Genomic DNA, 16,848 nt, shown 5'->3' on the forward strand with positions numbered 1-16,848 from the left:
TTAGAAGCAGATACTGAAACCGACCTTTGAGTCGGTTTTTTTGTGTCTGAAGTTCAGCAAATCGCCGCGTAAGCGTGTCGGCCGAGTGTCGGTCCATCGCGTGGCGACCAATCAAAGTCCGCCCACTGGTACCAAGCATTAAACCCACTTTTTTCATGTCGTTGCTGCCGTCCACTTAGCTGATGTTTTATGTTCTATGTTTTACTTTATTATACCTAATTCAACAGGTGTTAAGATGGGTGTTTCTTCTCGCGAAGTGCTTGCATAAGAATATTGTGGTTGGTTTGCATGTAAATCCAAAGCTTTACCGTAATTTGAGCATTAACGCTCAAAACTAAACAAACTCCCCAAAAAAGTTCGCTATTTTTGTCTGCGGTGAAAAAGTGATAGCCGCTATAGAATATCAACACACTAAAGATAATAGCCATGGCATAGCCAAGCTTCATAATTGCAGGGAAGTCAGAAGCGAACCCCATCCGCAAATAGTTGATAAAACCTGTGCTTTGCGCGTCGAGTTGTTTATCTTTTTTCTGTCCGTTTACTTCTTTATTGAAATTTTTTTGTTGTTTCATTTCGCTTGCTCCTTACCTTAGCTTTTGTAATTAGCCGCCGTTATCAAAGGTATTGCCTTACTAACTTTTCAGTTTCAAGAAATACCCACAACAATGCGCCTGCTATAAAAATCGTTACATAGTCGATGAAGGCTGGAGAAGCCGTACCAAAAACGTCTTGTAAAAAAGGAAAATGGCAAATCATAGCCTGCGCAGTGATGACCAGAACAATGGCAATCCACACGGCTTTACTTGTTTTTGTTCCTTTTATTTTAAAGGCCCGCAGGTGCATGCGACGGATAAATAGCAAATAGAATACTTCAAGGCCCACTAACATATTCATTGATTGCGTACGTGCAAGCGCTACGGAGACATTCTGCGACATGGCAAAATGATAAACACCAAACACCGCGATAAAGAAAAGTACACCCACCATCAAGATGTGCCACAGCAAATCACCTTGAATAAGCGATTGGTTTCTGGGCCTAGGAGGTTGCGCCATAATATTTTTGTCGGGCGGTTCAAACGCTAGTGCGATGCCTAACGATATTGCGGTAATCATATTTACCCACAATATTTGCACCGGAGTTATGGGGTAAGGCATACCTGCAATTAAAGCTACGATTATAGTAAGCGCCTCTCCGGCATTCGTCGGCAGTGTCCAACTCACTACTTTTTTAATGTTGCTGTAAACGGTACGTCCTTGTTCTATGGCTGCTACGATGGATGTAAAGTTATCGTCTGCCAAAACAATTTCTGCAGCATCCTTCGCGGCCTCGCAACCTTTAAGACCCATCGCAACACCGGCATCTGCACGCTTAAGAGAAGGGGCGTCATTCACCCCGTCTCCCGTCATCACAACCACTAAATCTAAAGCTTGTAGCGCCATGACCAACCGTAATTTGTGTTCAGGTGTGGTTCTGGCAAAAATGTCGGTATTTTGTACGCTTACTTTTAAATCATTATCGCTTAACGCATCTATCTGTTCACCGGTGAGCACAGTGTCGGCACGTGCCAATCCTAGCTGCTTACCAATAGATTGTGCCGTAACGGCATGGTCCCCCGTTATCATTTTTACGTGTATTTGGGCGCGGTGACATTCTTCTATTGCGGCGCTAACGCCGCTTCGAGGTGGGTCCATAAGCCCTACAAGGCCAAGTAGGCAAAGGTGCCCATCAATTTCTTTGTTTGTTAACTGAGTGGATTGTTCCAGCCTGCTGTTTTTACAGGTTTGATCTAACACAGCGAGCGCAAGCACTCTTAATCCGCTTGCCGCCATTTCGTTCGCTTCTTGTAACCAGAATGACCGCTCAATAGACACATCGGCGCCTTCTTCTTTCTGACTACGACAAAATGCGATGACTTTTTCAGGCGCCCCTTTCACAAATAGCTCAAACTCACCCTGACTATTTGCGTTTAATGTTGCCATGTATTGGCTATTTGCGTTGAATGGCATCACGCATTTACGTGGCCAACTATCGCGAACGTTGAAGTGCGTGGTACCTAACACCTTATGAGAGAAACTGAGGAGCGCAGCTTCCATTGGATCACCATGATGAAGCCATTGCCCCTCACTTTCATAGAGTTCAGCGTCGTTACACAGATTACAAGCCAGAGCGAGGGTTGTAAGTGCCTGTCGATGTTGAAGCGTAATAGGTACACCTTTATTGCGTATTTCTCCTTCAGGCTGATAACCTTCGCCACTTACATCGAACGCAGCATACGCGGTGTGTATTTTCGTCACCTGCATTTCATTGCGGGTCAGTGTACCGGTTTTGTCGGAGCATATAACCGAAACGGCGCCCAATGTTTCAATAGCGGGAAGTACTCTGATTATGGCGTTGCGTCGAGCCATAGCTTGCACGCCTACGGCCAGCGTAATGGTGAGCACTGCTGGCAGCCCTTCGGGAATAGCTGCTACAGACAATCCAATCACTGCCATAAAAACGTCCAAAAAAGGGCGCTGTAGTAGGAAGATACCAACAAAAAGTAAAATAGCACCTACACCAATGATGAGCGCAGTTACCCACTTTGCTAACACATTCATTTTGAGCGTTAGGGGCGTTGTCAGTTTTTCTACTTTTGATAGTAGCCCCCCAATTTTACCGATTTCAGTGTGTGCCCCCGTGTCTACCACAACGCCTATGCCCTGCCCCCCAACAACGGTGGTACCACTAAAAGCCATGCAGCTTCGATCTCCCATCGCAACCTTAGCATCAAGGGCGTCAGTTTTCTTCATTACGGCCTGCGCTTCTCCAGTCAGTATACTTTCCTGTATCTGCAGACTCTCTGCTTTAATAAGACGAAGATCTGCAGGCACTTTATCCCCAGGTGCTAAAATAACGATATCGCCAGGAACGACCTCCTCACCATCGATAGTCGTTCTAATACCGCCTCGGATAACCGATGCTTTTACGGCCAGAAGGTGGCGAATAGAGGCGATTGCTTTTTCTGCTTTCCCTTCTTGCACAACGCCGATAAGTGCATTAATAAGAATAACGGCAAAGATAACGCTCGCATCTAGCCAATGCTGAAGTGAAGCGGTAAGTATTACGGCTACCACAAGTACCAATACTAAAAGGCTCTTGAACTGCAAGGCAAAACGAAAGGCAAGGCTTGGAGGCGACGCTTGGGCGATGCTATTTCGCCCATACTTTGCTCTAAGCAAAACGACGTGTTTTTCGGTGAGTCCTTCTTTCGAAGAATCTAACGCCTTAAACACGTCATTTACTGTCTTTTGATACCAGTGGGTATTACTTACTTTTTCCACAGTGCAATCCATTTCGTTCTAAAAGTAATTCGACTATTAATGCGCCAGATCAATATAACTAGCACTTGCCCCTCTATACTCACCTATATTCAGTACGTTCTTTGTTCGCTATCGCACAGAAGCGAAAATAAACAACGTTTACATTGCAATAAAAAATTCGTTTTCACTGCATGCATATGTAGCGCAAATAACGAAAATAATGCGTAAAGGAACGTACAGTCATGATCAAATGTAATAACACGCTTTTATCTGCCCTCCTTTCGGTATTGCCTGACAAATGTGAAGAAAAACTTGAATTGGTGCCACTTGAGCTGGGGAAGGTACTTTATGAATCGGGAGAAGCATTGCAGTATGTATACTTTCCTGTTGATGCCATCGTTTCTTTACTGTTTGAAATGTCTGACGGTGCTTCTGCCGAGATCTCCGTTGTGGGGAATGAAGGCATTGTCGGCATTGCCGTTTTTTTAGGCGGTGGCAGTACCCCCAGCCGGGCAATTGTGCAAAGTGAAGGAAAAGCCTATCGTGTCTCTGCAACATCTATAAAGCAAGCATTTAACCATGATCCTGCTGTTCGAGTTCTCCTCTTGCGCTATACCCTTTCCCTTATAACTCAAATGTCGCAAACTGCGGTGTGCAATCGACACCACACCATAGTGCAACAGCTCTGTCGTTGGATTTTGTTATCGCTAGACCGTTTACCCAACAATAATCTAGTGATGACACAAGAACTCATAGCAAACATGTTAGGCGTTAGAAGGGAGGGCGTAACGGAAGCGGCGGGCAAACTCCAAAGAGCCGGTGTTATTACTTATAAACGTGGCCATATCAAGGTCATAGACCGCCCAAAATTAGAGCGCATGTGCTGCGAATGCTACCAAGTAGTAAAAGAGGAGTCTGACAGATTAGAAGCCTATACGATTAAATGTTAGTGGCAAGAAACTAAGTAATAATTTTTTTCAATGTATGTGCTTAAACGCACAGATTAATTAATCATCCAAAGGCTAAATAGTTAGGCAATACCCCATTTGCCTAATGCATTAAACGCCGCCAAGAACACAGTAACAATGCGTTTTTTAGGTATTCCGTGTAAGTACCTAAAAGGACCTTTTGTTATGTCGTACACTTTACTTTCTACTTCTAAGTCAAATACCGCTTGGGAAAACATTCCTATTCGCAAAGATATTTACAGTACCGAGCGTTTGGGTAAGTATGCAGAAGCATTAGCTAAGCATCACAAGATGACAGCAAAATTGCTGCGCGTCCCGTCGCTTTATAAACGGTTTGAGGATAACGCACAGACACTTGAACAGATAGTGTCGAAAAGCAGAACACATAAACGCAATAGCAAAGACGCGCCTAAAGGGCTCGATTGGTTACTCGACAATTATCACGTTGTTGATACACAAGTTTGGCAAACCACGTTAGACCTTCCAGAACGTTCGTATCGTCAACTACCTCGTTTAGCCGTTGGTAAGTTTACAGGCTATGCCAGAATATTAGCCATAGCATGGTATTACTTAGAACATACGGACTGCCATTTTACTACGCAAAGTTTTTGCCACTTTATTTCGTGTTACCAGCGCATTGAAATATTGAGTATTTTGGAGTTGTGGTCACTCCCTTGCATTTTAAAAGTTGTTCTAGTTGAAAATCTGCGCCGCTTATCTCAAGCACAAATGGATAGGCATGTTGCGCATAATCAAGCTAATAGTGCCGCAGACAACGTACTCGCAATAACGGATAGCTCAACCACGTCGCCGCAGTTTACACCACCTGACTTAAGCGCTTACTCACCTAGCGCGCATGTTGCGTTCTTAGCACAACTGGCAAGGCGCTTACGAGGCAAAGATCCAGAGAAATACCCATTACTTCGTTGGCTAAGCCAACAACTGTCTAAAGAAAGCCAGTCTGTCGACGCCATAATTCAACAAGTATCGCTTGAGCACAGTGTTGTAAGCGAAACCATGAGTAATATTATCAATAGCTTAAGACTGTTGGGCGAAATGGATTGGAAGGTTCCTTTTGAACAGTTGAGCCATGTTGATAAGCGGTTGCGCACCTACCCTGCTTATACAGACATGGACTTTAGCACACGCAACTTATATCGCAGTAATATCCAAAGGTTGGCCTCTGGTTCTGGGCTGACCGAATGTGACGTTGTTGACGCCGCCTTAGCACGCGCTAAAACCTTAAGCATAAATGAAACCATCGAAACTGAAAAACGTCGCATTAGTGACCCTGGCTACCACCTATTTGGCGATGCTCATCGTCAGTTTGAAAAAGAGGTTGGCTACAAACCCTCAATAGCTGAACGATTACGCCATGCGTTGGGAGAGTGTGGCACCAAGGTTTACGTGGGGCTTATCATTTCAGTAAGTGCGCTATTACTCATACTTTTTGTTTTCGCACTATTTGCTTTTAATTTCTCCCTATTGCTGCAAATTGTCTTGGCACTGATTGCTCTGATCCCTATAGGCGAGGTGTCAGTGCTTCTAGTAAACCAAATAATTTTGCGTGTTGTACATACACATCCTTTACCCGGTCTGTCGCTAAAGACCGGCGTGCCAAACGCCAGTAGAACTTTCGTAGTCATACCGTCCTTGCTCTCTAACAAGGTAGGCGCTGACAAACTTGTTCATCAGCTTGAGATGCACTATTTAACCTGCATTGATGATAACGTGAGTTTTGGGCTTTTATTGGATGGGGTTGATGCCACCAGCCAAGCATTATCTAGCGACAAAATTCATTTGCAGCAAATGAGTGAAAACATTGCCGCACTGAATAGGAAATACCCTGGCAGCAGAAACCGCAAGCGCTTTTACCTTTTGTACCGCAAACGTATGTTCAATCGTCATGAGCAGACGTGGATGGCGTGGGAACGAAAAAGAGGAAAGTTACACGAACTCAATCGACTTTTAAGGGGAGCGACAGATACCACTTTCACGCCTGTTAATTCCGATCACATAGACATTCCAGAATACATTAGATATGTGGTGACATTAGATGAAGACACACAGCTTACACGCGGTGTGATTAAGAAATTAATAGGCAAAATGGCTCACCCGCTCAATACACCGCTGCTCGACAGAATAAAGCGCCGCATTGTTAAAGGGCACGGTATTTTACAACCTAAAGTGACGCCTTTAATGCCAAGCAACGGTAACGGCTCGTGGTATCAATATATTTTCTCAAGCCCGGGGGGAATAGACCCGTATGTGTCCAGTAGCTCAGACGTGTATCAAGACTTATACGACGAAGGGTCTTATACCGGAAAAGGGATTTACGACGTTGATGCATTTGAGAGTGCGCTGAAATCTCGTGTACCTGATAACAGATTGTTGAGTCATGATCTTTTTGAAGGAATATTTGCGCGTGCAGGCTTTGCTTGTGATGTTGAAGTATTGGAAAGTTACCCCCGAAGTTATCATGCCGATATTAACCGCCTTCACCGATGGACAAGAGGTGATTGGCAACTGCTACCGTGGCTATTAGGCTTAGTAAACGGTACAGGCAAAATCCCCACGCTAGGACAATGGAAAATTATCGATAATTTGCGTAGGTCACTGGTCCAGCCGTGCCTTTTTGCTACACTGATGTTGTCTTTTTTCTTTCCTTTGTATCAAGCTATATTGCTTTGGTCAGCAGTATTTGGCGTATTGGCTGCTCCATTTTTTATTCACCTGTTGCTGCTTTTTATTTCATATCGTCGAAGCCAGGGAAGAATAATCACGCACTTGAAAATGTGGTTATCAGACGGCATCCTGTCGTTTCTCAATGGTTTTTTTATTTTTACGTTCCTCCCCGATAAAAGCGTAAAAACCTTAGACGGATTAGGAAGATCACTTTTGAGAATGGCGGTTACCCAAAACCACCTTTTACAGTGGGTATCGTCAGATGAGATAGAACGCACCCACAAACCCTCGCTAGTGAACTACTACAAGCTCATGGGCACTAGTGTTGTCATTGTGTTGTCTGTGGCAATTGCAACGATTTTATATTCACCTACCTACTTTTTCACAACATTACCTTTTGTACTGTTATGGCTTTTCGCCCCTGCGATAGCGTGGTTGTTGAGCCAGCCAAATGTGCGCCCTTACCTGCATCTTAGCGACAATAGGCAAACTACTCTTCGTCTTATAGCGCGCAGAACGTGGCGCTTTTTCGATGAGTTTGTAACGCCAGATGAGAACATGCTGCCACCGGACAACTTTCAGCAACTGCCCGAAGCGAAAACAGCGCACCGCACATCTCCTACCAATATCGGGCTATATCTGCTATCGGTAGCAAGTGCTAGAGATTTTGGCTGGATAGGGCTTGTTGAAGCAACCGAAAAACTTGAAGAAACGTTGGAAACACTCGGTAAGCTTGAAAAGTATGAAGGGCATTTACTGAATTGGTATCACACACAAACACTTCAACCATTACACCCTAAATATGTGTCCTCTGTTGATAGTGGTAATTTAGCAGGGCACCTTATTGCACTGGCCAACACATTGGAGGCTTGGCAGGTACAAGTTGAACAACGTGTTGAGCCGAATATTAAGCAGGCACTTCATGATAATTTACTGCTGCTAGACGCCGCTATTATGGCCGCTGAGTCACCACAAACGCACTATTCTCACTGCAGAATTGAAATACTGAATTTACTTAATTTGTTGGAAGATACAGACAGCAATACAGCTTATGATTTGATCAGCGTAGAGAAAACCCTTCATCAATTATTGTCCCTACTGCCTAGCCAAGAAACGTCAAGCGACAGGAATATCAACTACTGGTTACAAACCACAATCAATCGTATAGAAGCAGCGAAACAAGACAAACAGATCTTATCTGTCGCGCAGGGTAACCTGAAAACACGATGTGAGCGCATTGCTTCTTCTGCGCGCTCACTGGCGCTAGGTATGAACTTCCACTTTCTATTCAATCAAGAGAAGGTCTTACTCAGTATTGGGTATTCTGTTGATAACGATGAATTAGATAAGGGTTGCTATGATTTATTAGGCTCTGAAGCGCGTTTGGCCAGTCTATTTGCCATTGCCAAAAACGACATTCCTTCAAAGCACTGGTTTCACTTGGGTCGCACAGCATCGCCTGTTGGATTCAGTGCGGCGCTGTTATCGTGGTCAGGTTCGATGTTTGAATATCTCATGCCATCCTTAGTTATGCGGGCGCCTTTTGGCAGTCTGATTGCCAGTACAAATAACATGGCAGTGGTTCAACAACGGCATTATGGCAACTATCACAATGTCCCCTGGGGAGTTTCTGAGTCGGCATACAATGCACGAGACTTAGAATTTAACTATCAATATTCAAATTTTGGTGTACCGAGTCTAGGGCTTAAACGTGGCCTTGCAGACAGCATTGTGGTGTCACCTTATTCAAGCGGACTTGCCGCAATGGTAGACCCAAATAGTGCCGTAAAAAACTTCAAAGAACTGGAATCGTTAGGGTGCTTGGGGCCATACGGGTTCTACGAAGCTGTCGATTTCACTCCCTCACGACAGCCCAAAAATGCAAAGCATACGGTGATTGAAAGCTATATGGCGCATCATCAGGGCATGACCATTGTTGCTATCAACAATGCGCTCAACAATGGCGTTATGCGCAATCGTTTTCATAACGAGCCAATGATTGGCGCCTGTGAGTCGCTGCTTCAAGAGCGTATTCCCCGAAATGTCTCACTAAGACGTCCTTTAACTCAAGGGGAAAGCATTGTGCAAAACCTCTCTCCTTCTAAACCCTCATCTCGGATTTTCAGCCCGCATAAAAATGGCCCAAGACAAACCAATATGCTGTCAAACGGCAGGTATACAGCCATGGTCACCTCAGCAGGTTGCGGCTATAGCATGTGGAAGGATATTGCGATCACACGCTGGAGTGGCGATACCACAACCGACAATGACGGCATGTTTTTCTTTATTCACGACGTAAAATCGAAACGAACGTATTCGCCGTCGATACAACCCTTACCCGCTGAAAACAGCAAAAACCACAGCAAATACTCGGCTGAATTTGCCGAAGACTATGCCCGTTATGAAGCAACACACGATAACATTAAAAGCTGCCTAGACGTCGTGGTCACAAGTGAAAGCGATGGCGAGGCCCGTCAGCTAAAAGTGACTAATACATCGCTTACCAGTAAACGTGTTGTTGTTACTTCTTTCAATTCGCTGGCGCTGGCGCCAAGAAACGTTGATAGCGCTCACCCCGCTTTTTCTAAAATGTTTGTTAAAACAAGTGTACTTAAAGAGCGCAACGCACTTATTGCAACAAGGCGAAAACGTTCGCCTGAAGAGCGTGAAATATGGGTTGCAAACTTTGCTGTCGTGAGCGACCAAGAAGTCAATGAATTCGAGTTTGACACCAGCAGACTCACCTTTATAGGCCGAGGTAAGACAATACGCAACGCCAAGGGAAACGAACTAAAACATAATGCGCTTATCCGGCTTAGCAGTTCAATCGGCGCCGTTATCGACCCCGTATTTGTATTACGGCATCACATTGATATTCCCGCAGGAAAACAAGTAACGGTAACCTACTGGCTATTAGTCGCATCTTCTCGTAAACATTTACTGTCGCTTATCGACCAACACGCTGACACCTATTCGTTTGAACGCGCTAAAACCATGGCATGGACACAAGCACAACTCTTACTAAGGCACCTGGGTATAGACAATGATGAAACCGCAACCTTCCAAAAAATTGCAACACCGCTACTTTACTTAGATACCCGGGAAACGCAGCAAAAGACAGTACCTTTACCGGTGAAAAGTATAAAGCATGTGTTATGGCAAGAAGGCATATCTGGCGACCTCCCAATTGTGGTTATGCGGATAAGTGAAAGTGCTGATATTAAACATGTAGAGCAGCTGTTGCGTGCACATGAGTATTGGAAGCTGAAAATGTTGTATGTGGATATCGTGATCATCAATGACCAGCGTTCAACCTATTTTCACAGCTTACACGACGGGATTGAAACCGCGGTGCGCTGCAGTCAATCGCCGGTTTACCATTCGGATAAACACACCCGCCCAGCACACTGCTACGTACATGTATTGCGTCATGACCAAATTTCAACAGACTTGTTCAATACCATCATGCATGCCGCTAGACTGGTAATTGACGCTCGCGACGGTGATTTAGACACTCAATGTCACCATCTTCTTGAAACGGATTTCCCAGAGAAACCATTTGCTGACCAAACTGTTCAAAAACAAGCGCGCTATATGACGCCGACAACGTTAGACAAAGCGGCGACTTCCACGCTTTCCTTTTTTAACGGAACAGGCGGCTTTGATACCAAAAACCACGAGTATGTTATTCAATTAAATAACGGTCTTACTCCCCCTGCCCCATGGATAAATATCATTGCCAATGACGATTTTGGTTTTCAGATAGGTGAAGATGGTAATGGCTACACATGGGCCCAAAATAGTCGCGATAACCAGTTAACTCCTTGGTATAACGACCCTGTGTGTAACCCATGCGTGGACTGCTGGTATGTGAGAGATGAGGATACACTTGCGTTGAGCAGTGCAGCCAATCAACCCATTCAAGATGGCGGTGAATACGAGGTACGCCACGGCTGGGGCTACAGTGTATTTTCACACCATGCCGACCAACTCTACATGGAGTCCACCCATACCGTAGTGCAAAACGCCCCTGTAAAAATGGTGCGCCTATCGGTTCAAAATACGGGGAAACGGGAACGTAAACTATCAATTACCAGCTACATTGAGTGGGTATTGGGTAACGACAAGTATGAAAGCGGGCCTTTCATAAGCACATCATTCGAGCACGACTTGCATGCCATTATTCTGTCCAATCCGTTTTCCACCGAATTTTATGAAAGTGAAGCATTTGTGATGCTTCAAAATGAGCTGAGTGAATGGACCACCGATCGTACAGAATTCTTAGGGCAATATGGTAACCCAACTAACCCTAATGCTTTAGCCGTAGATACGCAGATGAAAAAACGTGTTGGACATGGGTTCGATACCTGTTCGGCCCTGCAAACAAAGTTCACCCTTCAGCCGAACACCTCCCACCATGTAGTACTGGTTTTTGGTTACGCAAGCAGCCATAGCCATGCCCTTACTTTAATGAAACGCTATAAGCACGAGAATTTCGACGCTGTGCTACAGAAGACGAGAGCCTATTGGCTACGCCTGCTCACGCATGTACAGGTAGATACCCCTGACCAAGCAACTAACCTAATGCTGAACGGCTGGCTGAATTATCAAACGATGAGTAGCCGAATTCTAGCGCGCTGCGGCTTTTATCAGGCCAGCGGCGCTTTTGGGTTTCGCGACCAATTGCAAGATGGTATGTCAATGCTATGGCACAGTCCGGAGCGGGTGCGCGAACATATATTGCGCGCAGCGTCTCGACAGTTTAAAGAGGGAGACGTTCAACACTGGTGGCTTCCACTTACAGGGCGAGGAGTGAGAACCCATATTTCTGATGACAGAATATGGCTGGTAGTCGCTGCAACCCATTATGCCAAAAACACCCAAGACCAAGATATTTGGCAAGTGCAAATACCTTTCCTTGAAGGACCTCTTCTAGATCTAGAATCCCATGACGCTTTTTTCATGCCGAATAGCAGCGATGATACCGCAAGCCTATTAGATCATTGTATCTTGTCGATAAACGCAGCGCTTTCCACTAGAGGGGAACATGGCTTACCGCTCATTGGCACGGGTGATTGGAACGACGGGATGAACGGTATCGGCAAACTGGGCAAGGGGGAAAGCGTGTGGCTAGGCTGGTTTGTTTTATATGCCATTGACCAGTTAATTGCACTTCCATCACCTTATTGTCAGCAGAAACTAATGCCTCACAAAGGACTGTGGCAACAAGCCTCTCGAGAACTCACCAATGCAATAGAGCAACACGCGTGGGATGGTGAGTGGTACCGACGCGCCGTTTTCGATAACGGTATCTGGCTAGGCTCTCAGCTTAATGATGAATGCAAAATTGACGCTATTTGTCAGTCGTGGGCAGTGCTTTCAAATCGCGCAATTCCCAAAAGAGCCAACAAAGCCATGAAAATGGCGTCTCAGTATCTGATAAGAAAAGAGCTCGGCTTGGCGCTGCTATTCACCCCTCCTTTCGAAAAAACTATTTTGGAGCCGGGCTACATAAAAGGTTATCCCGCAGGCTTTCGAGAAAACGGGGGGCAATATACCCACGCGGCAGTCTGGTCAATCATGGCACTGTGTAAGCAAGCAAAAATAGATCAGGCTTTCGAGCTCTTTTCCATGCTAAACCCCATCAACCACGCGCTTAATGAAGCACATTGTGCTCAATACAAAGTTGAGCCTTACGTGATGGCGGCAGACATTTACTCTGTACCGCCCCATTGCGGAAGAGGTGGCTGGACTTGGTACACAGGGGCCGCAGGTTTAATGTACCAAGCGGGGCTCTCTTTCCTACTAGGCATAGAGAAGCGAGGGAACGCATTAGAAATTACCCCGCAGCTACCGTCACACTGGGACCGATTTAGCATAACGATAGAGATGGATAAAGCACACTACGTAATCGAAGTAGTAAGACACTTGCCAAGCGCAAAGACCGTGAATACAGATGAAGCATCTTGCACGCGTAACGCGCTTATATCGTCATCTTGTGCTAATGAAAAGTGCAACGTTTATATCGATGACGAGAAATATAGCTTCACCACAAACATCGCGTTTCCACTGTTAGCAGGCAAGCATCATGTCAGAATTTTAATAAAAGACTAGGTAATGTGGTTCAGCGCACAGAGACGCTAGATACAGCGAGTATATTAGTGAAAGAACCTATACTAAAGGATATATCTAATGACGCGATTTCACGTATTTTTCACTGTTATCGTTTTGGCGACACCGCTTACAGGATGCTACAAACAAGCAAGTGATAGCGACACAGCGCCAAGTTCCGCACCCATTGACGCACCTTCAGTACAAAAGGCTCCCCCCGCGTACCAGCATGAAGATTTAACGCAGGAGATTCGCGCGAGGCTTAACACACTGGGCATGAATGTCGCTAATGATATCACTGTAGATGCGGTCGATAGCGACATTATCCTTTCTGGCAGAGTTTCGTCTGAAAAACAAAAACAAATGGTATTAAATGCTGTTCGAGAAATTGAGGGCATCAATGTGATTACCGACGAAATTATGGTGGTTCCAATAGATTAGTACTTCGCTTAGAAACGCAACAATTGAAAGGAGTACCGAGATGTCCATTCAGATGAATAGCCCACCTGAGAATCCTTGGGGTAGCGGTCAAACGGGAGGACCGCCGCCTGATTTGGACAAAGATATAAAGCAGTTGCTCGAGAAACTTAAACGCTGCTTGCCTGGTGGAAGTCCGAAGACGTTTCTAATATTCGTGCTGCTTTTGTTCACTATTTTTGTGATATGGAACGTTTTTTACACCGTGCCTAGTGACTCTGTAGCCGTGGTTCAGCGGTTTGGCAAGCTGCATGCTCAAAAAGAACCTGGATTACATTTAAAAATTCCCTTTGGGGTTGACGCAATACATATTGTGCCTACGAAGCGTCAGTTAAAGCAGGAGTTTGGATTTGCTACGGCATCGGCAACAAATCCAGGGCAAGGCTCGAGGGGTGACTACGCATTAAGAGAAACCCAAATGGTAACGGGCGACTTAAATGCTGCGCTTGTAGAATGGGTTGTTCAATACCGTATAGCCAATCCCGTTAACTACCTGTTCGAAGTACGCGATCCCAGTGAAACGCTACGTTACATTTCCGAGTCTGTCATGCGAGAAGTAGTCGGGGACAGAACGGTAGACGAAGTAATAACGATAGGTAGGCAAGACATTGAATTTCAATCTTTGGAGCGCCTCAGAGAAATAGCACAGACCTATGCTATGGGGATTGCTATCGACCAAGTACAACTAAAAAACATCAACCCGCCCTCGCCGGTTCAAGCATCATTTAACGAAGTGAATCAAGCACAACAGGAAAAAGAGCGCCTCATCAATGAAGCTAGAAGGGAATATAACAGGGTAATTCCGCTTGCCGAAGGCGAAAAAGATCAAAGAATACGCGAAGCCGATGGTTACCGTTTACAGCGCATCAATGAGGCCCAGGGCGATATACGTCGATTTAATGCGCTTATGGTGGAATACCAAATGGCGCCGGAAGTAACCCAGCGTAGAATATATATAGAACACCTTGAACGCCTGCTTCCTCAAATCAAGCACACCTATTTACTCGACGGTGATAAGGGGTCGGTCTTACCCATTATGAATTTAAGTGCCAATAGTTCGGTACTGCTGGGGGAAGAACAAAATGACTAAAAAAAGAATGTCGATTTTGCCCTTATTTGCTCTACTAGCGTTAGTGGGCTGGATCATTAGCCATACACTTTTTACGGTAAGCGAGACCGAGCAAGTCATTATTACCCAGTTTGGTAAACCAATGGGAGCGCCCATCACAGAGGCAGGTCTTAACGTAAAAATCCCTTTTATCCAAACCTTAAACTCTATTGATAAACGCATACTGGAATGGGATGGCCCGCCTTCCGATATGCCTACCAAAGATAAGCTTTACATATCCGTTGACTTGTTCGCTCGTTGGCGCATTGTCGAGCCACTGCAATATTTTTTGCGCTTGAAAGATGAAAGAAGTGCGCAGTCTCGACTCGACGATATTTTGGGAAGTGAAACCCGTAATGCGGTGGCCAAGCACAAATTAATAGAGATCATACGCACTACAAAACTGAGGGTACCTGAGAAAGACGCGCTTCTCAATGACGTTGAGAGGAGGCTAAATATGGGTAATTTAGTGCCCATAGTAAAAGGGCGAAAAGTGATTGAAAAAGAAATCTTTGAAGCCGCAGCGGAAAAAATAAAGGTTTTTGGCATAGAGCTACTCGATATTCAGTTTAAACGCATTAATTACAACACGAGTGTACGCCCTAAGATATACGACCGGATGATTAGCGAACGACGCCAAATTGCTGAACGCTTTCTTTCCGAGGGCAATGGCGAGTCTGCAAGAATAAGAGGCAATAGAGAACGCGAGCTCAAACGTATCCGCTCGGAGGCCTATCGACAAGTTGAAGATATAAGAGGCAAAGCGGATGCTCAAGCTGCCAACATTTATGCTACAGCATACAACCAAAGTCCAGTATCACGGGACTTCTATGCATTTACGCGAACACTGTCTGCATATGAAAAACTATTAAATAAAAACACCACGCTGCTTCTTTCCACAGACAGTGAACTATACCAACTATTAAAAGCAGCACCGCTTACAGAAAAAGACCAACTTAACTTTGCTAAGGACACCAATGGTGAAGACGATCTTTAGCGTTTTTGAAGCCAAGCACCATGTTTGGATATGGGGCGCCTGCATCACATTTGTATGTGTAATCACCGTGGTGAACAATCAGCTTCTCACCTCAGTGTCGTTGGAGCCCCTTCTTTTACTGCCCGTAGTGATTGCAAGCTGGTATGGCAATCTGTTTACAGGGTTGTCTGTGTCTTTTATGACGGCACTTGCTATCCTTGTTTCCTACGACCACGCATTACTTGCTTTGCCCACCACGGACGCGGTATATACTGCGCTCGTTTACTTGTCGGCATTGAGTATTCTCAGCATTTTAATCCATAACTTTAGTGAAGTTTTCAAGGTTGAAGAGGCGGCGGCCGAACACGACCACCTAACAGGTTTGCTGAACACTCGCGGGCTTACTTCATTGCTCGAAGAGGAAATCGCTCGCACCAAACGCTACAGACATCCCTTCACAATTGCCTATATCGATATTGATAACTTTAAAGCAATCAACGACTCAAAAGGGCACTGTGAAGGCGACGCCATACTGTGCAAACTAGCAAAAATCATAACTACATCATTTAGAGAAAGTGATTACATTGGCCGTATTGGCGGTGATGAATTCGTGTGTTTATTGCCAGAAACAAAACAACCAGATGCTAAAATTGTATTTGAGAAGCTGCAGAAGAATTTAGACATCGCATTCTGTAACGAAGACATCATGGTTACCTTTAGTATAGGCGTAGTTACTTTTGAATCTGCGCCACCAAGTACGCAAACAGCACTGGCATTGGTCGACAAAGTCATGTACCGAGTTAAGAAATTAAACAAAAACGACGCAGCGTTTCAGGTTTACTCTTCAACCCATTAATGGGATTTTCCTTATCAATAATGTGGCCGGTTACAAAACCGTATAGCTTGCGAAAGTTGTTGTGGGTTTGACTTGAATCAGGTTTCATTCATCAAGACAGTCGTTCTTTTATGGCCTTTCGCGCCTTTCCTGTTGCAAGAAGGCTCGCCGACGATAACAGAAGCATCGTTTAGCTTGCACCAATATGGTTTTCAAAACATCGCGTTAGATTTTGAAATGAATATTCAGAAAGTTGCTAATGAATATGAATCCACCGCTTCTTTTATGGTGGGTTATCGTTTGTAGGCTATTTGACGTAAGGTACTTTTTTGAGGGTCTATGGGGTGACATTATTTGCTGATCAGTAACAATTGAAGTCCCCCTACAG

8 protein-coding genes are annotated in these 16,848 nt (G+C 45.0%); 6 read left to right on the forward strand and 2 right to left on the reverse strand.

Going from position 1 to position 16,848, the window contains the following annotated elements:
• Positions 1–230 precede the first annotated feature (230 nt).
• Entirely contained in the window at positions 231–572 is a 342-nt protein-coding gene (locus GVO63_RS18300) for a DUF6768 family protein (protein ID WP_159581769.1), read from the reverse strand.
• A 43-nt stretch (positions 573–615) separates the two neighbouring features.
• Positions 616–3,321: an HAD-IC family P-type ATPase gene (locus GVO63_RS18305; RefSeq protein WP_159581771.1), complete on the reverse strand. Its 2,706-nt coding sequence runs from the start codon at positions 3,319–3,321 to the stop codon at positions 616–618.
• Positions 3,322–3,542: 221 nt separating this feature from the next.
• Here GVO63_RS18305 and GVO63_RS18310 point away from each other — a divergent pair, with 221 nt between their 5' ends.
• The 6 genes from GVO63_RS18310 to GVO63_RS18335 all read left to right on the forward strand — a co-directional run bounded on the left by GVO63_RS18310 (position 3,543) and on the right by GVO63_RS18335 (position 16,481).
• On the forward strand, positions 3,543–4,250 hold the full coding sequence (locus GVO63_RS18310) for a Crp/Fnr family transcriptional regulator (RefSeq protein ID WP_159581773.1): 708 nt from the start codon (positions 3,543–3,545) through the stop codon (positions 4,248–4,250).
• Between the two features lie 183 nt (positions 4,251–4,433).
• Positions 4,434–13,067, forward strand: coding sequence for a glucoamylase family protein (locus GVO63_RS18315; protein ID WP_159581775.1), 8,634 nt, complete (start codon positions 4,434–4,436; stop codon positions 13,065–13,067).
• 78 nt (positions 13,068–13,145) lie between these two features.
• A complete protein-coding gene (locus GVO63_RS18320) occupies positions 13,146–13,505 on the forward strand; it encodes a BON domain-containing protein (protein WP_159581777.1) in 360 nt (119 codons plus the stop codon).
• A gap of 40 nt (positions 13,506–13,545) precedes the next feature.
• The gene (gene hflK, locus GVO63_RS18325) at positions 13,546–14,631 is read left to right on the forward strand and encodes an FtsH protease activity modulator HflK (RefSeq protein ID WP_201281933.1); all 1,086 of its coding nucleotides are present in this window, start codon (positions 13,546–13,548) and stop codon (positions 14,629–14,631) included.
• Positions 14,624–15,646: a protease modulator HflC gene (hflC, locus tag GVO63_RS18330; RefSeq protein WP_159581779.1), complete on the forward strand. Its 1,023-nt coding sequence runs from the start codon at positions 14,624–14,626 to the stop codon at positions 15,644–15,646. The genes hflK and hflC overlap by 8 nt, the downstream gene beginning before the upstream one ends.
• Positions 15,627–16,481, forward strand: coding sequence for a GGDEF domain-containing protein (locus GVO63_RS18335; protein ID WP_159581781.1), 855 nt, complete (start codon positions 15,627–15,629; stop codon positions 16,479–16,481). The genes hflC and GVO63_RS18335 overlap by 20 nt, the downstream gene beginning before the upstream one ends.
• The last annotated feature ends 367 nt before the right edge of the window (positions 16,482–16,848 follow it).

Source organism: Alteromonas sp. KUL106 (assembly GCF_009811415.1).
Taxonomy (GTDB): Bacteria; Pseudomonadota; Gammaproteobacteria; order Enterobacterales; family Alteromonadaceae; genus Alteromonas.

Coding starts and splice junctions, on each gene's coding strand:
- GVO63_RS18320 (WP_159581777.1), top strand. CDS start 13,146: ATGACGCGATTTCACGTATTTTTCACTGTTATCGTTTTGGCGACACCG.
- hflC (WP_159581779.1), top strand. CDS start 14,624: ATGACTAAAAAAAGAATGTCGATTTTGCCCTTATTTGCTCTACTAGCG.
- GVO63_RS18315 (WP_159581775.1), top strand. CDS start 4,434: ATGTCGTACACTTTACTTTCTACTTCTAAGTCAAATACCGCTTGGGAA.
- GVO63_RS18310 (WP_159581773.1), top strand. CDS start 3,543: ATGATCAAATGTAATAACACGCTTTTATCTGCCCTCCTTTCGGTATTG.
- GVO63_RS18300 (WP_159581769.1), bottom strand. CDS start 572: ATGAAACAACAAAAAAATTTCAATAAAGAAGTAAACGGACAGAAAAAA.
- GVO63_RS18335 (WP_159581781.1), top strand. CDS start 15,627: ATGGTGAAGACGATCTTTAGCGTTTTTGAAGCCAAGCACCATGTTTGG.
- hflK (WP_201281933.1), top strand. CDS start 13,546: ATGTCCATTCAGATGAATAGCCCACCTGAGAATCCTTGGGGTAGCGGT.